Annotated in this window: 19 protein-coding genes; 4 read left to right on the top strand and 15 right to left on the bottom strand. The window is 44.8% G+C overall.

What is annotated here, in order from left to right; genetic code table 11:
* Positions 1–3: 3 nt before the first annotated feature.
* From mltG to yceD, 10 genes are all read right to left on the bottom strand, one after another.
* Entirely contained in the window at positions 4–1,020 is a 1,017-nt protein-coding gene (mltG, locus tag A3712_RS15810; RefSeq protein ID WP_063524217.1) for an endolytic transglycosylase MltG, read from the bottom strand.
* Complete coding sequence (pabC, locus tag A3712_RS15815; RefSeq protein ID WP_063524218.1) at positions 1,017–1,859, bottom strand: aminodeoxychorismate lyase; 843 nt, start codon at positions 1,857–1,859, stop codon at positions 1,017–1,019. The genes mltG and pabC overlap by 4 nt, the downstream gene beginning before the upstream one ends.
* 102 nt (positions 1,860–1,961) lie before the next feature.
* Positions 1,962–3,206 (bottom strand): beta-ketoacyl-ACP synthase II, encoded by a 1,245-nt coding sequence (gene fabF, locus A3712_RS15820; RefSeq protein ID WP_063524219.1) that lies wholly within the window; start codon positions 3,204–3,206, stop codon positions 1,962–1,964.
* A gap of 93 nt (positions 3,207–3,299) precedes the next feature.
* A complete protein-coding gene (gene acpP, locus A3712_RS15825) occupies positions 3,300–3,533 on the bottom strand; it encodes an acyl carrier protein (RefSeq protein ID WP_004737381.1) in 234 nt (77 codons plus the stop codon).
* Positions 3,534–3,699: 166 nt separating this feature from the next.
* Complete coding sequence (gene fabG / locus A3712_RS15830) at positions 3,700–4,434, bottom strand: 3-oxoacyl-ACP reductase FabG (protein WP_004737380.1); 735 nt, start codon at positions 4,432–4,434, stop codon at positions 3,700–3,702.
* A gap of 24 nt (positions 4,435–4,458) precedes the next feature.
* The gene (gene fabD, locus A3712_RS15835) at positions 4,459–5,382 is read right to left on the bottom strand and encodes an ACP S-malonyltransferase (protein WP_063524220.1); all 924 of its coding nucleotides are present in this window, start codon (positions 5,380–5,382) and stop codon (positions 4,459–4,461) included.
* A gap of 80 nt (positions 5,383–5,462) precedes the next feature.
* Positions 5,463–6,413, bottom strand: a complete 951-nt coding sequence (locus tag A3712_RS15840; protein WP_063524221.1) for a beta-ketoacyl-ACP synthase III — start codon at positions 6,411–6,413, stop codon at positions 5,463–5,465.
* 5 nt (positions 6,414–6,418) lie between these two features.
* The gene (plsX, locus tag A3712_RS15845; protein ID WP_004737377.1) at positions 6,419–7,444 is read right to left on the bottom strand and encodes a phosphate acyltransferase PlsX; all 1,026 of its coding nucleotides are present in this window, start codon (positions 7,442–7,444) and stop codon (positions 6,419–6,421) included.
* 9 nt (positions 7,445–7,453) lie between these two features.
* Positions 7,454–7,624 carry a 50S ribosomal protein L32 gene (rpmF, locus tag A3712_RS15850; RefSeq protein WP_004737376.1) on the bottom strand — a complete coding sequence of 57 codons (171 nt, stop codon included), beginning with the start codon at positions 7,622–7,624 and terminating at the stop codon, positions 7,454–7,456.
* 35 nt (positions 7,625–7,659) lie between these two features.
* Positions 7,660–8,187: a 23S rRNA accumulation protein YceD gene (yceD, locus tag A3712_RS15855; protein ID WP_063524222.1), complete on the bottom strand. Its 528-nt coding sequence runs from the start codon at positions 8,185–8,187 to the stop codon at positions 7,660–7,662.
* A gap of 149 nt (positions 8,188–8,336) precedes the next feature.
* Here yceD and A3712_RS15860 point away from each other — a divergent pair, with 149 nt between their 5' ends.
* Entirely contained in the window at positions 8,337–8,918 is a 582-nt protein-coding gene (locus A3712_RS15860) for a Maf family protein (protein ID WP_063524223.1), read from the top strand.
* 391 nt (positions 8,919–9,309) lie between these two features.
* On the opposite strand, the gene rluC is transcribed toward A3712_RS15860, so the two are convergent.
* Positions 9,310–10,254, bottom strand: a complete 945-nt coding sequence (gene rluC / locus A3712_RS15865) for a 23S rRNA pseudouridine(955/2504/2580) synthase RluC (RefSeq protein WP_063524224.1) — start codon at positions 10,252–10,254, stop codon at positions 9,310–9,312.
* A gap of 619 nt (positions 10,255–10,873) precedes the next feature.
* Between rluC and rne the strand changes: the two genes are divergently transcribed.
* The gene (gene rne, locus A3712_RS15870; protein WP_063524225.1) at positions 10,874–14,050 is read left to right on the top strand and encodes a ribonuclease E; all 3,177 of its coding nucleotides are present in this window, start codon (positions 10,874–10,876) and stop codon (positions 14,048–14,050) included.
* Positions 14,051–14,308: 258 nt separating this feature from the next.
* A complete protein-coding gene (locus A3712_RS15875; RefSeq protein WP_063524226.1) occupies positions 14,309–15,856 on the top strand; it encodes a SulP family inorganic anion transporter in 1,548 nt (515 codons plus the stop codon).
* Between the two features lie 102 nt (positions 15,857–15,958).
* Here A3712_RS15875 and A3712_RS15880 read toward each other — a convergent pair whose 3' ends face one another.
* A complete protein-coding gene (locus tag A3712_RS15880; RefSeq protein ID WP_063524227.1) occupies positions 15,959–16,408 on the bottom strand; it encodes a low molecular weight protein-tyrosine-phosphatase in 450 nt (149 codons plus the stop codon).
* A gap of 84 nt (positions 16,409–16,492) precedes the next feature.
* Here A3712_RS15880 and cobO point away from each other — a divergent pair, with 84 nt between their 5' ends.
* Positions 16,493–17,098 carry a cob(I)yrinic acid a,c-diamide adenosyltransferase gene (cobO, locus tag A3712_RS15885; RefSeq protein WP_063524269.1) on the top strand — a complete coding sequence of 202 codons (606 nt, stop codon included), beginning with the start codon at positions 16,493–16,495 and terminating at the stop codon, positions 17,096–17,098.
* Positions 17,099–17,199: 101 nt separating this feature from the next.
* Here cobO and A3712_RS15890 read toward each other — a convergent pair whose 3' ends face one another.
* The 3 genes from A3712_RS15890 to apbC all read right to left on the bottom strand — a co-directional run bounded on the left by A3712_RS15890 (position 17,200) and on the right by apbC (position 21,408).
* On the bottom strand, positions 17,200–19,326 hold the full coding sequence (locus tag A3712_RS15890; protein ID WP_063524228.1) for an AsmA family protein: 2,127 nt from the start codon (positions 19,324–19,326) through the stop codon (positions 17,200–17,202).
* Positions 19,327–19,433: 107 nt separating this feature from the next.
* Positions 19,434–20,075 (bottom strand): uridine kinase, encoded by a 642-nt coding sequence (udk, locus tag A3712_RS15895; protein WP_004737367.1) that lies wholly within the window; start codon positions 20,073–20,075, stop codon positions 19,434–19,436.
* A gap of 256 nt (positions 20,076–20,331) precedes the next feature.
* Entirely contained in the window at positions 20,332–21,408 is a 1,077-nt protein-coding gene (gene apbC, locus A3712_RS15900; RefSeq protein WP_063524229.1) for an iron-sulfur cluster carrier protein ApbC, read from the bottom strand.
* Between the last annotated feature and the right edge of the window lie 144 nt (positions 21,409–21,552).

Consider the following 21,552-nt stretch of genomic DNA (forward strand, 5'->3'; position numbering starts at 1 on the left):
TCTTTATTTGTTTTTTCTTAATTGTTTTAAGTAAGCTCGTACCGCACGGTTGTGCTCAGCCAAACTCTTTGAAAATACATGCCCACCTGTGCCACTCGCGACAAAATAGAGGTAGTTGCTCTTTTCTGGATTCAGGGCCGCGTTAATTGACGCTCGGCCCGCCATAGCAATCGGCGTTGGCGGCAAACCACTCATAGTGTATGTGTTGTATGGCGTTGGGGTTCTTAGATCTTTCTTACGGATATTGCCATCGTAGCTATCACCCATTCCATAAATCACCGTTGGGTCCGTTTGTAGACGCATACGCTTGTTCAAACGGTTGACGAACACAGACGACACACGTTCACGCTCTGAAGCATCGGCCGTCTCTTTCTCAATGATAGATGCCAGAATCAGCGCTTCATAAGGTGACTTAAGAGGCAGTTTGTCCGCTCTCTTTTCCCACTCGTCGTTCACAACGTTCATCAGATCGCGATGCGCACGCTTTAGCAAATCTAAATCTGTAGTGCCGTAGGTGTAGTGGTAAGTTTCCGCTAAGAACAAACCTTCTAGCTTCTCGTTTTCAATACCCAGCTTTTCAGCGATCTCTTTTTCAGACACACCATCAAGCGTTTGTTGAATAAACTCATTGTTCTTTAACTGAACAAGCCACTCGTCAAAACGACTGCCTTCAACGAAGGTGATAGTAAACTGATGCTCTTTCCCTTCAACAAGAACCTGTAGCGCTTGCTCAAGCGTCAAACCCGGCTCTAACAGGAATGTACCTGCTTTAACATCAACAAGCTCTGGGTGTAACTTGCGAATTAGTTTCTCATAAGGAGATGCCTCAAATAGGGCTTCATTAATCAGCTGCGCAAGTACACGATTAAAGCTGCTACCAGAGGCGATGGTAACCACCTGCGGCTTTTCTAATTGAATAACTTGTTTGAGGTTATCTTGCGCTTGGTTGTAAACGTAAAACCCAGCAGCGCCCGCTGCGATTAGGCACAAGATAATAAAAATAAATAACTTTTTGATCACGAGTTTAGTTGTCCTTGAAGGCTACGAGTAACGGTTCCAATGTCGAATTGGGTTTCACTAATACGGGTAACAGGAGCAACCCCTAAAATGGAGTTGGTAATGAAAACCTCGTCAGCTTGCATGACTTGAGGTAAGCAGTAGTCAGCAATAGTAACGGAAAGTTCAGTTTGATTCAGCGTCGTTAACACTTGCTTACGCATAACGCCTGCAACACCACTTTGGGTAAGCTGCGGAGTATAAATGACATCACCTTGACGCCAAAATAGATTGGCCATGGTGGTTTCAATCACATTGCCCAAGATATCAAGAACCAAACCGTCAACTTCACCAGCCTGATCCATTTCATCCTTCATCAATACTTGTTCTAAGCGATTGTTATGTTTGTGACCAGCAAGTAATGGACTCAAACCGAGTGCTTGGCGACAAACTCCAAGCTCAACTCCGTTGTCTTGCCATTCTGCATAGTGGCATGGGTAATCAAACGTACTAATGGTAATGGTTGGCTTAGCAATGTTCTTGGTACTATAGCCTCTCCCACCTGCACCACGGCTAACATGGAGCTTTATTCCGGCTTTTCTGCTATTAGATTTGTTTGCACTTTCGTGGTGGCAGTTTTGGATGTGTTGAATTGCACGAGCTAGCCACACGTTAACCACATTCCAATCTAATGCAGAAATACGTAACGTTTTTAGACATTCATCGACACGGTACTGATGGTCGTGAAAATGCTCAATCTCACCATTTGAGACAAGCATAGTCGTAAAACAGCCGTCTCCGTATTGAAACGAACGGTCTAAGATGTCGATAGTTTGCTGGCTTTCTCCGTCAACCCAAAACATGTTTTTTCCCATAAAAAGAAACGGCTCAATGCTAAGCATCAAGCCGTTTAAAAACAAGTCTAATTATGACTATCTACGACGTTTAGGTCTTTTATAAGATGATTAAATCTTTTTGAAAATCAAACAGCCGTTTGTACCACCGAAACCGAAAGAGTTACATGCAGCATATTCCATGTTGCTAACTTTACGTGCGGTGTGAGGTACCAGGTCAATGTCTAAGCCTTCTTCAGGATCATCTAGGTTGATTGTTGGTGGAACAATTTGATCAACCAGAGACATAGCCGTGATGATAGCTTCAGCAGAACCTGCAGCACCTAGAAGGTGGCCTGTCATTGATTTCGTAGAAGAAACCAATACTTGCTTGCTGCCAGCTTCGCCAAGAGCACGTTTGATACCCTTAACTTCTGCTACATCACCTGCTGGAGTCGATGTACCGTGTGCGTTAACATAACCGATTTGCTCACCAGTAATGCCAGCATCACGCATAGCCGCTTCCATTGCTAGTGCGCCACCAGAGCCATCTTCACTTGGAGATGTCATGTGGTAAGCGTCACCCGACATACCGAAGCCAATTAGCTCACAGTAAATCTTAGCGCCACGAGCTTTCGCATGTTCATACTCTTCTAGAACCATCATGCCAGCACCGTCACCAAGAACGAAACCGTCACGGCCTTTGTCCCATGGACGAGAAGCTTTTTGAGGCTCGTCGTTGCGAGTAGATAGCGCTTTAGCTGCACCAAAACCACCCATACCTAGTGGTGTAGATGCTTTTTCAGCACCACCCGCTAGCATTGCGTCAGCATCGCCGTATGCAATCATACGTGCCGCGTGACCAATGTTATGTAGGCCAGTTGTACATGCAGTAGAAATAGCGATGTTAGGACCGCGTAGACCACGCATGATAGACATGTGACCAGCAATCATGTTCACGATCGTTGACGGAACAAAGAATGGGCTAATTTTACGAGGGCCTTTTTCAGTAAGCGCTTGGTGACCAGCTTCGATCAAACCAAGACCACCAATACCAGAACCGATAGCCACACCAATACGTGGTGCGTTCTCATCAGTAACAGTTAGACCAGAATCATCAAGTGCCTGAACACCTGCTGCGACGCCGTATTGGATGAATAGATCCATTTTACGAGCATCTTTTTTAGACATGTACTCTTCGCAGTTAAAGTCTTTAACTAGACCTGCAAAACGAGTTGAGAAATTGGTTGCATCAAAATGCTCGATATTCACGATACCACTTTGACCAGCTAGCAGGGCTTTCCAAGAAGATTCTACAGTGTTGCCTACCGGTGACAACATACCCATGCCAGTGACAACTACACGACGCTTGGACACGATTTTACACTCCGGAGATTGAGGTGATTTAAGATGAGGATAGATAAGTTAGAGAAAACACAGGCGGTCGAGGTGACCGCCTGGGAGAGATTATTACTGAGCGCTAGTTACGTAATCGATAGCTGCTTGAACAGTAGTAATTTTCTCAGCTTCTTCATCTGGGATTTCAGTGTCGAATTCTTCTTCTAGAGCCATTACTAGCTCAACAGTGTCTAGAGAATCTGCACCTAGGTCATCAACGAAAGAAGCTTCGTTTTTAACTTCAGCTTCGTCTACACCTAGCTGTTCAACAATGATTTTCTTTACGCGTTCTTCGAGGTTGCTCATTTTTTCTTTTCCTTTACAGAGTTCGCTTTATGCGATGTTTTCCGTAGTTTATTCAATCTATTGAAAGTTGCAAGGTCAACTTTTCTGGTCAAACCACAATTTTCACGATTTTAACCGAAATTACGTATGATCTTGACTTAAATAATGCACAAATGTTGCACATAATTTAAACCATGTACATACCGCCATTGACGTGAAGTGTTTCACCTGTGATATAAGCTGCCGCAGGCGACGCCAAAAATACCACAGCTTCAGCGATTTCGCGAGGGTCACCTAGTCGACCTGCTGGCACATTCGCCAAAGTTGCTGCACGTTGGTCATCATTTAGCGCTTTAGTCATGTCAGTTTCGATGAAACCAGGAGCAACAGTGTTCACTGTAACGCCACGAGACGCAACTTCACGAGCCATTGATTTAGTAAAGCCAATCACGCCAGCTTTCGCCGCTGCATAGTTTGCTTGACCAGCGTTACCCATAGTACCAACTACAGAGCCAACGTTTACGATACGGCCTTCACGCTTCTTCATCATGCCACGCAATACAGCTTTTGACATGCGGAAGATAGGTGTTAGGTTAGTGTCGATGATGTCGTTCCATTCGTCGTCTTTCATACGCATTAGTAGGTTGTCGCGAGTGATGCCTGCGTTGTTAACTAGAATGTCAATCGCACCGAACTCATCGTTGATGGTTTTCAGTGTAGCAGCAATTGAGTCAACATCAGTTACGTTAAGAGCAAGACCTTTACCGTTCTCGCCAAGGTACTCACTGATTGCAGCAGCGCCGCCTTCAGATGTAGCAGTACCGATAACTTTAGCACCACGCTCAACTAAAAGTTCAGCGATTGCACGACCGATACCACGGCTTGCGCCTGTAACTAGTGCAACTTTGCCTTCTAAATTCATCATAACTTCTCTATTCAGTGGTTATTACTTAGCAGCTTCTAATGATGCAGTGTCGTTAACTGCAGCAGCTGTCATAGTTTTTACGATTCGTTTTGTTAGGCCAGTAAGAACTTTACCAGGACCTAATTCAAGTAGCTTCTCAACGCCTTGCTCATTCATTGCTTGTACACCTTCAGTCCAACGAACTGGGCTGTAAAGTTGACGAACAAGTGCATCTTTAATTTTTGCTGGGTCTGTTTCAGCAACAACATCAACGTTATTGATAACAGGTAGCGTTGGCGTGTTGAACTCTAGAGCTTCTAGAGCCACCGCTAGCTTGTCTGCTGCAGGTTTCATTAGTGCACAGTGAGACGGTACAGATACTGGTAGAGGAAGTGCACGCTTAGCGCCCGCTTCTTTACATAGTGCACCAGCGCGCTCCACTGCCGCTTTGTTACCCGCGATAACAACTTGACCAGGAGAGTTGAAGTTCACTGGAGAAACAACTTCGCCTTGTGCAGCCTCTTCACACGCTTTAGCTATAGCCTCATCATCTAGACCGATGATTGCGTACATAGCACCAACGCCTGCAGGAACTGCTTCTTGCATTAGTTGACCACGTAGTTCAACTAGCTTGATCGCTTCTTTAAAGTCGATAACGCCAGCACATACTAGTGCAGAGTATTCACCTAAGCTGTGACCCGCTAAGTTTGCAGGTTGCTCTAGGCCAAGATCTTGCCATACACGCCAAATTGCAACAGACGCTGTTAATAGAGCCGGTTGAGTGCGGAAAGTTTCATTTAGGTTTTCTACTGGGCCATCTTGAACTAATGCCCATAGATCGTAACCAAGTGCTTCTGAAGCTTCAGCAAATGTTTGTTTAACAACATCATACTGTTCGCCTAGGTCTGCAAGCATACCGATAGCTTGAGAGCCTTGTCCTGGGAATACGATAGCAAACTTGCTCATTGTAATTTTCCTTTAAGCAAAGCAAAAAATCGGATAAGGCACATAAGTTATGTGCCTTGTTTGTAAGTTTTCGCTTAGGGTTAGAATTTAACTAACGCAGAACCCCAAGTGAAGCCGCCGCCAAATGCTTCCAATAGAAGTGTTTGACCGCGTTTAATTCGTCCGTCACGAACAGCTTCGTCTAATGCTGTTGGTACGGTAGCTGCTGACGTGTTGCCGTGCTTATCAAGGGTGATCACCACTTGATCAAGTGACATTGTCAGTTTTTTCGCCGTTGCCGAAATAATACGGTAGTTAGCTTGGTGTGGGACTAACCAGTCAAGCTCAGACTTATCCATGTTATTTGCAGCTAATGTGTCTTTAACCAGCTTAGATAGCTGAGTTACCGCCACTTTGAATACTTCATTGCCCGCCATGTGCAGCCATTTGTCAGCGTCACCGCCACGCTCTGGTACTTCAAGGCTTAGAAGCTCACCGTATTTACCGTCAGAGTAAATGTGAGTCGACAAAATACCTGGCTCTTCGCTTGCACCTACAACCACCGCGCCTGCTGCATCACCAAATAAGATGATCGTAGAGCGGTCAGTCGGATCACAGGTTTTTGACAGTGCATCGGCACCAATCACCAAAACGTTCTTACACATGCCTGATTTGATGTGCTGATCTGCAACAGACAAAGCATAGACAAAACCAGAACACGCTGCAGCCAAATCAAACGCGGGGCAGCCTTTAATACCAAGCTTACCTTGTACCTGACACGCCGAAGATGGGAATGTGTGGCTACTACTGGTGGTCGCAACGATGATTAAATCAATCTCTTCTTTGTCGATACCCGCCATTTCAATGGCATTTTCAGCAGCGTAAAACGCCATATCTGCAACGGTTTCGTTTTCCGCTGAAATACGACGCTCTTTAATACCTGTTCTAGCAACGATCCACTCGTCGCTAGTCTCTACCATTTTCTCTAAGTCTGCGTTAGTACGCACCTGAGATGGCAAGTAGCTGCCAGTACCTAAAATTTTGCTATACATGAAGACTAATAATGCCTCTCGAGTAAAACCGCTTCCAAACGATCGCTAATGCGGCTGGGGACTTGTCGTTTGACCTCGTGTACTGCCTCGCCAATCGCGTTGACAACTGCAGATACATCAGCACTTCCATGACTTTTAATGACAATGCCGCGCAATCCTAACAAACTTGCGCCGTTATACTGGTCGGGGTTCAAGGTTTTTAATTCAGTAAATAGCTCAGAAAACAACATTCTGGCTATCCAACCCTTTATAGTTGAAGCCATCATGCGCGTTTTTAACTTATCAATAAAGAGCTGAGCCGTACCTTCGCACGTTTTTAAGCAGACATTGCCCACAAAACCATCACATACGACGACATCAGCAGCATCTTGAAGGAGTTGGTTACCTTCAATATAGCCTATGAAGTTCACAGACTGAGTATTCGACAACATTTCAGCGCATCGTTTTACAAGGTCATTACCTTTAATTTCTTCGGCACCGATATTTAAAATAGCGACACGTGGAGCGCGACCCAAATGTTGTTCCGCTAATGCACTGCCCATCACAGCAAATTGGAAAAGCGAATCTGCATCACTAGACACATTTGCCCCTAAATCAAGCATCCATGTACGATTCCCTGAAGCGGTAGGCAAAGCTGAAACCAATGCTGGCCTATCAATGCCAGGGAGGAGCTTAAGTCGAAAACGGGACAGAGCCATCAATGCGCCGGTGTTGCCACCACTCACACAAGCATCGGCTTGAGAGTCAGCGACCAAATCAATAGCAGCACGCATGGAGCTACCCTGACTGTTACGCAAGGCTAGTGAAGGTTTTTCAGAATTGGAAATAACTCGATCGCAATGCTGAATACTCAAACGAGAGTCAGGCACTCGACCTAATGAAGATAATTGAGATGTGATCGCGTTTCGATCACCTATGAGAATGACTTTTAGCTCTGGGAAATACGACAGTGCCTGCACGGCGGCAGGCACTGTTACACGAGGACCGAAGTCCCCGCCCATTGCATCAAGCGCAACGGTTAGATTTTGCAAAGGTCAACCTTACTTGTTGATAACCTTTTTGCCGCGGTAGAAACCTTCCGCAGTCACGTTGTGACGTAGGTGAGTTTCACCTGAAGTTGCGTCTACAGAAAGTGCAGCTGTAGTTAGCGCATCGTGTGAACGACGCATGCCACGCATTGAACGTGATTTCTTGCTCTTTTGTACGGCCATTGACCCTACTCCTATGTAAATTCTTAAAGAAGCAGTTACTTCTTCAAGCTTTTTAAAACATCAAATGGATTCGGCTTCTTGTCTTCCTCAATTTCTTCAGGAAGTTCACCAAACACCAAGTTATTTGAGTTAACGCTACATTTCGCATTATCGTGCATTGCTATCTGTGGCAATCCAAGGATGAACTCGTCTTCAACTAGTTGAATCAGGTCTAACTCACCGTACTCGTTCAGATCTACCAAATCGTACTCTTCCGGTGCTTCCTCTTCACTTTTCTCATTATAATAAGGAGTATAAGTGAATTGGACATCGCACTCATGTGCGAAAACCTCATTACAACGCTGACACTCTAAATCGACTTCGACGTTAGCTTTACCAGAGATAACGACTAATCGTTGTTCATCAAGCCCAAATGACAATGAGACTTGCGCGTCACGTTTTACGCCTTCAGTTGCGTCAGCTAAACGTTTAAAAAGACTGCTTTGGATGATGCCATCTAAATCTAGTCGTTTCTGAGCCGTTCTTGCCGGATCAACTGTACGCGGTATTTTTACCTTTTGCATAGGGCGCGAATCTTATCTTCCAAATCGAGTTTAGTCAAAGGAAATGGCAAAAAAAGTACACTTTTTTACCTTTCCCATACAGAGCATTATGAATAGCGGGATAACTTCCTATATCCTACTGTAAATGCTTCTATGAATTGTAAATTAAAATGAAAAATTACCAACTAGTTTTAGCCTCTACCTCACCATTTAGGCAAGAGATCCTCAAAAAGCTACAAATTAGCTTCATTACAGCCAAGCCTGACTGTGACGAAACACCGATTTCAGGGGAGACTCCACTACAGTTGGTCATGCGCCTCTCTGAAACCAAAGCTAAATCTTGCGTTGTTGAGCAGCCAAGTTTGGTGATTGGCTCGGATCAAGTCTGCGTGATCGACGGTGAGATCATAGGTAAGCCTCACACTCGTGAAAAAGCGATTGAGCAGTTGTCTCGTCAAAGTGGCAAGAGCATCACCTTCTATACAGGTATCACTTTATGGAATAGCGAAACCCAACAAGCTGACACGCGTCTCGATACCTTTATTGTTCACTTCCGTGACTTAACCGAGCAACAGATCATCTCTTATGTTGAGAAAGAAGAACCGTATTGGTGTGCAGGCAGCTTCAAGTGTGAAGGACTAGGTATCGCTTTGTTTAAAGAGATGGAAGGAAAAGATCCAAACACGCTTATCGGTCTGCCGCTTATCGACTTAGTCGATATGCTAGATGCGCAAGAAATGAGTGTGCTTTAACTCGCACTTACCACTCTTACAGAGATCCCCTACTCCTTCCTTCGTCAGTCTAGGGAATGACGGAAGCTGTCTCTTGAACTTTAAGGAGAACACGATATGAAGGCCATAGTAGTACCACTCAACTTTTAAAAAGGTTGCCGCTGTCTCATTAACAATGCGGAAGACAGTAACCCAAAAGTTGTTCGACCGCGATAATACGTAAACACAAGGTACTATTTTATCCGAATAGCAAAAAGTATCGTCATCCCCAAGAGTGAGGGACGAGTGAGTTGGGGGATCTCTTGTAGCAAGCACAAACAAAAAAGGTTGACGAAATTCGTCAACCTTTCTCAATTATGGATACTGAAGAACAAATTTAGAGACACTCTATAACTTCGTATCTCGTATCTTCTTAAAGCTCACGTAAACCAGTTAGTGCTTTTTCTAGTCTCGCTTCCATCGGAGCTGAGATATCCATCTTCTCTTCGCTACCCGGGTGCGTAAACTTGATGTGTGCTGCATGTAGGAACAAACGATCCAAACCGACCTTTCCAGTGTAAGCATCAAAACGACGATCACCATAGCGGTCATCCCATGCAATTGGGTGGCCAGTATATTGAGTGTGTACACGGATTTGGTGCGTGCGACCAGTAATAGGACTTGCTTGAATCAGTGTCGCATCTTTGAATTTCTCTAAAACCTTAAAACGGGTTTCAGAGGCTTTACCATTCGGGTTAACACGAACAATGCTGTTTACTTCATTTTTCAGCAGAGGCGCATTCACCACCTTACAACTGTTCTTCCACTCGCCCATAACTAAAGCGAAGTAGTATTTTTGAACCGTTTTTTCACGGAACTGTGCTTGAAGGTGTCTTAGCGCCGAACGCTTCTTAGCAACAAGCAAGATGCCAGACGTATCTCTATCGATACGGTGCACTAACTCAAGAAAGCGAGCTTCAGGACGAAGTGCACGCAATGCTTCAATTGCGCCAAACTTAAGTCCACTACCACCATGAACGGCAGTGCCCGATGGTTTGTTTAGAATCAGAATGTGATCATCTTCATAAATGATGCACTGTTCCAATTCTGAAACCTTGTTGAGTTTCGTGCTTGGCACGTTCTCTTCAACTTTCTCTTCAATGGTGACTGGCGGGATACGAACTAAATCACCGGCTTTTAGTTTGTACTCAGCCTTAATGCGTTTTTTGTTTACGCGGACTTCGCCTTTACGCACGATTCGGTAAATCATGCTTTTCGGGATGTTTTTTAATTGGTTGCGTAAGAAGTTATCAATACGCTGACCAGCCATATCTTCGTCAATATCGACAAATTGGACTTGGGTTCTAATTTCGCTCATTGCGCTATTGTATCACTGTCACTTTTGATAATTGAGATTTTCTTAGGTCTATTCTGAACTAATTTACTCTTAACTCTTGATCATCTACCAACAAATGGTCGCTAAAGTTCTATATTTCTTTGATTCTTCGAACAAAAAAGCACCAAGATTCCTGCAAATTAAAATATCATTTGATAAATTATTTATAGACAGTGAGTTAGAGCTATCAAAACACAAACAAAAACTGTTTTTTTTACAGCATTCCGACAAAGCAGATTGCTGTGTTTACCGACCACTGCTATAGTTCACAGCTGCTATCAACGGTTTGACTAAAATTTAAACAGACAATCGTTCATAAGCAAGTAAATGAGTAGATAACTCAGATTAGACAGTGCTGCAATTGGCGTAAGACACAGTCAACTGAGTCCCCTTATCGCTCTACTCACGTACGCTCATGTTGAGTATTCACCGCCACATCGCGGATCATAGGCTAACTCCCTATGATGACTGACGTGCCCCAGAGCATCCCTCTCCAGCCGGGAGGCTGCACCGATAAAGCCATGGGATCTGGCACCATGAGAAACGAAATAAAGCGATAAGAACAATGATGAAAATAAGAAAAGACAACGAGTATTTCTAAATGAAAAGAATGTTAATTAACGCAACTCAAAAAGAAGAGTTGCGTGTTGCTTTGGTTGACGGCCAGCGACTATTCGATCTAGATATCGAAAGTCCAGGTCACGAGTCAAAGAAAGCGAATATCTACAAAGGACGTATTACCCGTATTGAACCAAGCCTAGAAGCGGCATTCGTTGATTACGGCGCAGAACGTCACGGCTTCCTCCCTCTTAAAGAAATTGCCCGCGAATACTTCCCTGAAGGTTATACATACCAAGGCCGTCCTAGCATTAAAGAAGTGCTAAAAGAAGGCCAAGAAGTAATCGTACAAGTAGAGAAAGAAGAACGTGGTAGCAAAGGTGCTGCACTGACAACTTTCATCTCTTTGGCAGGTAGTTACTTAGTTCTTATGCCAAACAACCCTCGTGCAGGCGGTATATCTCGTCGTATCGAAGGTGATGAGCGCACCCAACTGAAAGCAGCATTGAGCACTCTTGAGCTTCCTCAAGGTATGGGCTTAATCGTGCGTACAGCGGGCGTTGGCAAAAGTGCAGAAGAGCTAGAGTGGGACCTAAACGTTCTACTGAATCACTGGGGCGCTATCAAGCAAGCTTCTGATTCAAATGCAGCTCCTTTCCTAATTCACCAAGAAAGTAACGTTATTGTTCGCGCAATTCGTGATTACCTACGTCGTGACATCGGCGAGATTCTAATCGACAGCAATACTATTTTTGAACGTGCTCAAGCGCACATTCAACTAATACGCCCAGATTTCATGAATCGCGTTAAGAAGTACGATGGTGAAGTGCCACTATTCAGTCACTACCAGATTGAAAGCCAGATCGAATCGGCTTTCCAACGTGAAGTTCGTCTTCCATCTGGTGGTTCTATCGTAATCGATCCAACAGAAGCGCTAACTTCTATCGATATCAACTCGGCTCGTGCAACAAAGGGCGGCGATATCGAAGAGACAGCACTGAACACTAACCTAGAAGCAGCCGATGAAATTGCACGTCAACTACGTCTGCGTGACCTAGGTGGTCTTGTTGTTATCGACTTTATCGATATGACTCCGGTTCGCCACCAACGCGAAGTTGAAAGCCGCCTACGTGATGCCGTTCGTCTAGACCGTGCTCGTGTACAAATTGGCCGTATTTCTCGCTTTGGTCTTCTAGAGATGTCTCGTCAACGTTTGAGCCCATCACTAGCAGAAGCAAGCCACCACATTTGTCCTCGTTGTACGGGTACTGGTGTTGTTCGTGATAACGAATCTCTAGCACTGTCTGTTCTACGTTTGATTGAAGAAGAAGCTCTAAAAGACAACACAGCGCAAGTACTTGCTGTTGTGCCTGTTCCTATCGCCTCTTACCTTCTGAACGAAAAACGTCGCTCAGTAAATCACATCGAGAAGAACCAAGAAGTTAAGATCACTGTTGTTCCTAACTCTGACATGGAAACACCGCACTTTGAGGTTATCCGTGTTCGTGAAGGTGAAGAATTCGATCTACTTTCTTACCTACTTCCTAAGAAGCTAGATGCTCTGAAAGAAGCAGAAAGCAAAGAACCTGCAGAACAAGCAATTCGTCCTAAAAAGATCGAAGAGCCAGCTCTGAAAGGCTTCGCTGCTCCAGCTCAATCAGCACCGACTCCAGCGCCAGCACCAAAAGCGGCACAAGAGAAGAAAGCTGAACCAGTAGCACAAGAGTCTGGCCTAATTGGTCGCTTCTTTAAGGCTATCGGTAGTTTCCTATTTGGCTCTTCAACTCAAGAAGAGAAGCAAGAAGAGAAACAAACTGAAGAGAAGCCTAAAAACAACCGCAATGGCAACCGTCAACGCCGTGACCGTAACGATAACCGCCGCCGTAACCAACGTGGTGAGCGTGGTGACAACCGTAACGATAACCGTGACAACAAACGCCGTCGCAAGCCTGCACGTGATGATAAGTCTGAAGAGCAGAAAGATGCAGCTCCACAGCAAAATCGTCAACCTCGCAAGCCTAAGCAAGATCGCCGCAACAAGCAGCGTGATGAGCAGAAGCAACGCGAAGATCAAGCACCATCTAAATTAGCAGAAGAAGGCCTACAGTTAGCGGCAGATGCGCAAGCTGGCAAGTCAGATACGCCCAAGGCTAAGCCTGAAGCGAAAGCAGCTAAGATTAAAGAGCGTCGCCAACGTCGTAAGCTGAACAAGCAAGTTCGTGTTAAAGACCAGCAAGCTCAAGCAGACGCGGCTGAAAACTCTACTAAGGAACAAAAAGCACCATCTGTTTCTAAAGAGCAAGCAGCAGCGAAAAACAAATCAGTAGCACAAGAGCAAAAAGTTGCAGCGCAAGTTGAAGCAACTCAAGCAAATGGCGAGCAATCTGAACAGGAAGAACCGAAACAACGTCGTAACCGTCGTTCTCCACGTCACCTACGTGCAAGTGGTCAACGTCGTCGTCGCGGTCGTGACCGTCGCCCTAACCCATTCCGCCTACGTAAAGGTGGTGTAGCTTCTCCAGAGATGGCTATGGGTAAAGTGATGCCTCGCTTCATTCCGAAACCTCACCATAAACAGGCAAAACCTGAAGTGGCTGAAATAGCAGTTGAAACGCAAACAGTGGTTAATACTCAAGAGCAAAGTGTCGCTCAAGAGGCAGCACCACAAAGCAGCGTTTTAATGGCTGGCGGTTTTGCATGTCCTGAACTGGCAATGGGTAAAGTGATTATCCGTCGTGAAGAGACTGCTGTAACTCAGGCACCAGTTGCTGAAGCTCAAGTCACTGAAGCTCCTGCTGTTGTTGAAGAAACTCCAGTGGTTGTCGAAGCGAAAGTTGAGGCTCCTGTCGTTGAAACTCTAGTAGTTGAAGCACCAGCCGAGACTGTGAAAACTGAAGAACCCGTTGCTGAAGAACCCGTTGCTGAAGCACCAGCAGTTAAAGCTGAAACGGCTGTCGTTGAACCAGCAAAAGTCGTTGAAGCACCGAAAGCTGAAGTGAAAGTTGAAGAAGCGCCTGTTGTAAAAGCAGAAACGCCAAAGGCAACGGTTGCGAAGAAGCAAGCAGGCTCACCAATGACTAAAGCTCCAGGTCCTCGAGAGATCAAAGAGATTGAAGTGGTTGCAGCACCGTTCCGCACTGAACGTTTTGTACCAAAAGGTGCAGGCAGTCAGGTAGCGTCAAACAAAGCTGGCGCAGGCATGACTAAGCCAAACTACTAGTGTTTACTACTGAGTAATCATTAGAAAATCGAATCAAAGGCTGCTTATTTAAGCAGCCTTTTTCTTATCTGCTAATCGAATAAAAATTAATAGATATATTACTCAAAATTGGGTTCTACCTTGAACTTAGTCACAATTTTGGGTAGCATTCGCGCACTTATCTTTTCGACACTTAGCTATTGCCGCTCTTTTTTATCACTGTTTAGCTACGCAATACACTCGTGTCGGTAAATCCATTTTAAGCATAGCTGAGCACACATGTTCGAATTCCCACAATTTTCTAAGCACTCTGTAAAGAATGACGTACTGTCAGGCCTTACCGTAGCACTTGCTCTGGTACCTGAAGCTGTAGCATTCGCCTTTGTTGCTGGCGTTGACCCAATGGTTGGTCTCTACGCAGCATTCATCGTAGGTCTTATAACTTCAATCTTCGGTGGCCGCCCAGGCATGATTTCTGGTGCGACTGGCGCGATGGCAGTTGTAATGGTAAGCCTAGTTGCAACTCAAGGGGTTCAATACCTATTCGCGGCAATTATGCTAGCTGGCCTTTTGCAAATTGCAGCGGGTGTCTTCAAGCTAGGTAAATTTATCCGTATCGTTCCACACCCAGTAATGATTGGTTTCGTGAACGGCTTGGCTATCGTTATTTTCCTGGCTCAACTTGGTCAATTCAAAGCACCAGACCTAACAGGTGCATTAACTTGGCTACCAAGCGACCAAATGACTCTAATGTTAGGCCTAGTGGCACTCACTATGGCTATCATTTACTTCCTACCAAAACTGACGACAGCAGTACCATCTTCACTGGTTGCTATCGTAACTGTGACGGCATTGGTTGTAGGTCTTGATCTTGAAACTCGCACTGTTGTTGATTTCCTACGCACTATGTCTGGTGACGAAGCGGCAACGCTAGCGGGTTCTCTACCGACTTTCTCTATTCCAGCAGTACCGTTCAACCTAGAAACGCTATACATCATTCTGCCTTACGCAGTGATCCTTGCAGCGATTGGTCTAATCGAATCACTACTGACACTAACAGTACTAGACGAGATGACAAATACTCGTGGTCAATCTAACCGTGAATGCGTTGGTCAAGGTATGGCTAACGTAACGTGTTCAGTATTTGGTGCGATGGGTGGTTGTGCGATGATTGGTCAGTCAATGATCAACGTAAACTCTGGTGGTCGTGGTCGTCTATCGGGCATCGTTGCTGCTGTTGCATTGCTAATGTTCATCTTATTCGGTTCAGCACTTATCGAAATGATCCCGCTAGCGGCGCTAGTTGGTGTGATGTTCATGGTTGTAATTGGTACATTCGAGTGGGCAACTTTCAAGCTTGCACGTCGTGTACCTAAGCAAGACTTCTTCGTTATCGTTCTTGTTACGGTTGTAACAGTAATGACTGACCTAGCGGTAGCCGTATTTGTAGGTGTAATTGCATCTGCACTGATGTTTGCATGGCAACACGCTAAGCACATCTACGCTGATACTTGCATCAACGAAGCTGGTTCAAAAGAGTACAAAGTAAACGGTCCAATCTTCTTCGGTTCAACAGCAAACTTCCTTGAGTTGTTTGACGCTCATGAAGATCCACAAGATGTTATCGTCGATTTCGCGAACTCTCGCGTAACCGACCACTCTGCTATTGAAGCAATTGATACTATTGCTGAGCGTTACTCTGCACAAGGTAAAACGTTGCACCTTCGTCACCTAAGCCAAGACTGTGTTGCTATGCTGCACAAAGCAGGTAGTTTAGTAGAAGCAAACGTAGCAGAAGACCCAATCTACAAAGTAATGTCTAAATAATCTTAAACATCACTGTACGCCAGATATAGAAAGGCCGACATTCAATGTCGGCCTTTTTTATACTTCGCGTTCAAGCGTTCTACAGCTCTTAAAATCTCGAGATCAAATCGACCTTAATATCGCTTCGCTAGATTCTTCGATTAAGTCCAAAACCAGTTCGAACCCATCACCCTCTCCATAATACGGATCAGGCACCTCTTGATACTGCGAGTCACCGAAACTTAAAAACAACGCCAGTTTGTACTGCAAGTGTGCTGGGCATTGGCTCATTAAGTCAGTCAAATTAGCTCTATCTGCTGCAAGTATTAAGTCAAACTCTTCGAAATCATTTGCGACGACTTTTCTTGAACTAATGCCTTTAAAGCTATAGCCCCGCTTCTCTCCTGCCTCTTTGGAGCGTGAATCCGGCGGATTACCTTGATGGAAGCCAATCGTTCCCGCGGAGTCGACTAGAACATCAATATTGAGCTGCTGTGCCTTCTTTCGTAATACCGCTTCACCTGTTGGAGAGCGACAAATATTCCCCATACAAACCACGAGTATCTTTTTCATCCGTAATCACCTGTTCATCCGATGGTTTTTGCTATCGTTAAGTTAGGCTATGATAAGCGCAATCACAACTTAAAAGGATTTGTTATGTCGACTGAAGACAACAAAGTACAACGTCATAAAGCAAGACAGCAGAAAGTAAAAGAACAAGTCGATGCTCGTGTCGCTGCAGCACAAGAAGTAAAAGGCCTGTTACTGGTCATCACTGGTAATGGCAAAGGCAAATCGACCTCTGGATTTGGCACCATAACTCGTGCAGTAGGCCACGGTAAGAAATGTGCGGTTGCTCAGTTTGTTAAAGGCACTTGGGATAACGGCGAGAAAAACGTTCTGCAAAAGCTAGATGTCGAGTTCCAAGTAATGGGGACTGGTTTTACGTGGGAAACACAGAACAAAGCGCAAGATATTGAAGCAGCACAACGCGTATGGAAAGAGTGTAAACGCATGCTGGCTGACGAGTCGATTGATGTGATTCTGTTTGATGAGCTGACTTACATGGTGAGCTACGGCTACATTGAGCTAGATGAAGTCGTTGAAGCGCTTAACAACCGTCCGAAGATGCAATCAGTGATCATTACAGGCCGAGGGGCACACCGGACACTGACTGAAATGGCAGACACCGTATCAGAGGTACGTAACGTGAAGCACGCTTTCGAGTCTGGTGTGAAAGCACTACAAGGTGTGGATTGGTAAGAACGGTTAGCTCTCTCCTCAGTAAGCTGAAACTACCCTTATACAAAAAGCGCCATTCCTACAATAGGAATGGCGCTTTATTTGTAGGCGACGAGTACTCGCTAGTTAAAGAAACCTTTCAATAAACCGTCTACGGCCTCTTTAGTCTTCTCATCTTTAATCTTGTCCGTTAGCTTGTTAACACCACGATCGATCTCTTTCTGTGCTTTTTGCTTTAACACATCATCAAAAACGAGAGCGAATTTCGGGTCAGCCCATTGGCCAGTCACCTTGATTGGGATCGTGACATCTTTCAGGTCATCAATCCCCTTGCCGCCCTGACCTTCTAATGTGCCAACAATCGATGTTCTTACTAAGAAGTCTACCGTTTCATTAATGAAGTTAGCTTTACCTTGCCCTGTAACGCGTAGTAGTGGTGATTGTGCCGACAGGTCATTGGTTGAAACCCAACCTTTATCAACCTTAATTGTCGCTTTCATCGCACTAAAGTCAGTCTTTTTAGCTTCATTTGTGCTTTCAACTTTCTCGCCTTTGATCTTCGCGTAATTCTCACGAATCAGTTGTGCAACGTTGATCCCGTTAACCGCACCATCTTCAAAGTTAATCACGATGGTACCAACTAGGTTCTTTTTGATTCCTGTTGGTGTAAGGCTCTTGCCTTTCACATTCACATCGATATTACCCGTACCTTCAAGCATATCGTTACCAGCAACATCAACCATTAATGGCTGAACCTTCACACCTTTAATTCTCTTCTTAGCGGTGTAAGTCGCTGGTGTTTTACGAGCGTCTAGCTTTGCTGTTGCAGAGATAGAACCTTGGTAAAGGTTTGATGTGAATGAAGTCAATTCAGCAACACCGCGATTAACAGAGAATGCCGTTTTAACATTCTGCATTTTCGCATTGTTTGCTTTGAACTTATCGATCGTGATATCACCTTTCACATCGAGCGTTTTCAACGCAGATAGGTCAGGTTCAACTTCTTTCGCTGGTGCAGAGCTACCTGACTTTGACGTTGAACCACCAGCAGAACCAGAAGACGCCGTGCTCGCGGTTTCTGTTGAATTACCTAAACCTAGGAACTCGTCTAAATCAATGTTCGGGCTATGTAGCGAGAAACGAACCTTTGGTATGTCTGACAGAGTAACGTCGGCTTTACCGTCTAATGCAATAGAGTTAGCTTGTAGTTTCTCTAACACAAAGCTCAAATGGCTCTTCGTTAGATCAAAGCTAAGGTCAGACAACATATCAACTTTCATTGGTGATTGAGGAAGCCTGTCACCCTTGAACGTAGAGTCTAACGTTAACTTATTCAATGTCACTTGTGAAATTGCTTTATCAACCGTCAGCTCACCGCCACCTTTCAGGTCTAAATCTAGACCTGCCGCTTTACCAACCACAGCGTAGGTCAGTTGGTTAACCTTATCGAACTCAAACGTATCTAAACCAACGTTTACGGAGTCAATTGACGTCGTTGGGTCATTAAACTTAGCGTTTAGGTCGATATTACGTAGCGCATAGCTTACAAAGCCTTCAGCCAATTTAAACTCTGCGCTACCGCTAGCTGAGAATTTTTGTTGGTTGTTCTCACCAGACGCAGCGAAAGTTGCCGTCGTCCATGTGTCTACTGCGAACTCAGATAGGTTCAAAGACACATCGTACAGCTTAGTGAAAGAACCCGCTTGCTTATCATCCATTTCAAACAGTGCGTTTGAAATCGTCACGCCTGCTAGATTTATCGTCCAGCCAGACGCCTCAGATGCACTTTGCTCTTGTGGAGCCTGCGCTGGTTCAGACGTTGTCTCAGCAACTGGCGCCGATGCATCAGATGCAGATGCTTGCATCAGCGCATCAATATTTTTACGGCCATCTTGAAGCGTTTCTAAGTAGAATTCAGCGCCATCTAGAGTGATGTTGCCGATCTCTAGTTGGTTGCTAAATAACGGAGTAACCGAAACGTCAACGCCAACCGTATCAACCTTGAATAGGTTAGGTTGGGTAAACCCTTCTGGGTTTCGTAATTCAGTTTGACCAAGCTCGAAGCCAATAGATGGGAAGAATTGCCAGCTGATATCACCCTCGATCACTAGCTCAAGGCCGGTGTACTTCTGGGCTTGCTCGACAATTAATGGCTTAAATTGGTTGGGATTCACTAACAGTACTAGTGCCAAAATTGCCGCAACAACAATAAACACTGGCACAGCTATGAAAATGAGTAGTTTCTTCATCCGCATATTCCTTGCTTAGATTCCAAAAGAAAGTGGCACTATAAAAGTGCCACTGATTCGGTAAAAAATAAAGCTAAGTGAGTCACTTAGGCAAAACTTTTATTCGATTAAGACTTCAACAACTTCGCAATGTGCGCTTTCAGTACATCAATCGCGATACGGTTTTTACCACCACGAGGAACGATGATGTCTGCATGTTGTTTTGAAGGCTCGATAAACTGCATGAACATTGGACGTACTGTTTCTTGGTATTGCTTTAGTACTGTATCCATTGTACGACCACGCTCTTCAACGTCGCGTTTAACACGGCGCAGTAGACAGATGTCTAGTGGTGTATCCATGAACACACTTGCGTGCATTAGGTTACGAAGACGTGGGTCTGTTAATAGCAGAATACCTTCTAAAATGATCACTTTCTTAGGAGTAAGTGTAGTCGTTTCAGAAGTACGTGTATGTTCTGTGTAACTGTACTCAGGTACTTCTACAGCGTTGCCGCTCATCAGCTGCTGTAAATGCTCACATAACAGGTCATGGTCCAGTGCATTTGGGTGATCATAGTTAGTTTTAACACGCTCTTCCATACTCAAGTGGCTTTGGTCGCTGTAATAGCAATCTTCCGTGATAACACCAATTTGATGGTCGCCTACTTTTTCGCGCAGCTCATTATAAATCGTACTAGCAATCAGACTTTTTCCTGAAGCTGAAGCGCCAGCGATACCTACGATGACACATTGATTATTATCAGACATTATTTTGCACCCGATATGGTTTGGTGGTGGGAATAGATAAACCGCCTGATTATAGGGGCTAAAGCACTGAGATTCTAGTCGCCATTTTAGCAAATTGCAGTCAAATTGATGATCTCAATACATTTACTTGAGATAATCGTTTGCTTTTAAAAAACTTGCCTACAACTGTTTGCTCAGACTGAATGATCGGCAAGCCGAAAACCAATAACTATTTATCTAATCCATCATTATTTGTACAGTGTGAGAACAAACCTAACTATTCGACCATAGAAAAGTTGATCGCTTCTGGTCGCGCTTTACCCGTCCAAAACATTTTCGCCGCAACATTTTCAGCAAGCTCTAGGTAATGGTGTGTGTGCTCGCTGTCTGGGCGACGCACTACCGTTGGACAGCCCGCATCGATGTCTTCGCGAACATCAATATGCAGTGGGATTTGCGCTAAGATATCGAGGTAGAACTCTTCAGACATAGCCTCCGCACCACCAGCACCAAAGATATGCTCTTTCTCACCACAATGACTACATATATGGTAGCTCATGTTTTCAACTAAGCCTGCTACAGGCACACTCACTTTATCGAACATCGCGACACCTTTGCGTGCGTCTGCTAATGCTAGATCTTGAGGAGTAGTCACAACGACCGCACCGGTTACCGGAATTTGTTGAGATAGAGTTAATTGGATATCTCCTGTGCCCGGTGGCATATCAATCACAAGGTAATCCAGCTCTGGCCATACCGTTTCATTCACAAGCTGACCGAGTGCTTTTGCCGCCATCGGACCACGCCAAATAGCGGCGTCATCTTTCGATACAAGGTAACCAATGGAATGAGTGAAAATACCGTGTGCTTCGATCGGCATCATCCACTTATTGTTTTGCACATCTGGCTTCGCATCTAACTGCCCTAGCATCATAGGAACCGATGGGCCGTAGATGTCCGCATCCAATAAACCGACTTTTGAGCCTGACTTAGATAAAGCCAGCGCAAGGTTAACTGAAGTCGTTGATTTACCCACTCCGCCCTTGGCAGAAGTGACGGCAATAATATTCTTCACGCCTTTGAGTGGCGTTGATACCGTCGTTTCAAGTGCCGACGGCTTGACCTTCACTTCAAATTGAAAAGCATTCACAAGCTTTTGTTCAATCTGAGCGTCAATCCAATTTTCAAGATCAACAGCAAGCTGATTCGCAGCGAAAGGCAAAGTAATAACAAACGATCCACGGGGATCAACAGAGACAATATTTTGGTGTAGCGCCCACTCTGGGATGAGGATTGGTGACTCAAACTCATTCAACCATGAACAGAAATCTTGCTTCGAAGTAAAGTTACGCATTGGGGCTCCTTTTTTATTTATGCTATCACCCACGAGATGAAGACTGAACCCCTAAAAAACTAGGGGAATCCTTTGTCTGATACCTTGGCGTATCACACGTTATAAAGTAGTATTACCAATCAAATTTATACCTATCAAAAAAGC

Origin of the sequence: Vibrio sp. HI00D65 (assembly GCF_001635455.1) — a bacterium.
In the GTDB taxonomy this organism is placed as follows: Bacteria; Pseudomonadota; Gammaproteobacteria; order Enterobacterales; family Vibrionaceae; genus Vibrio.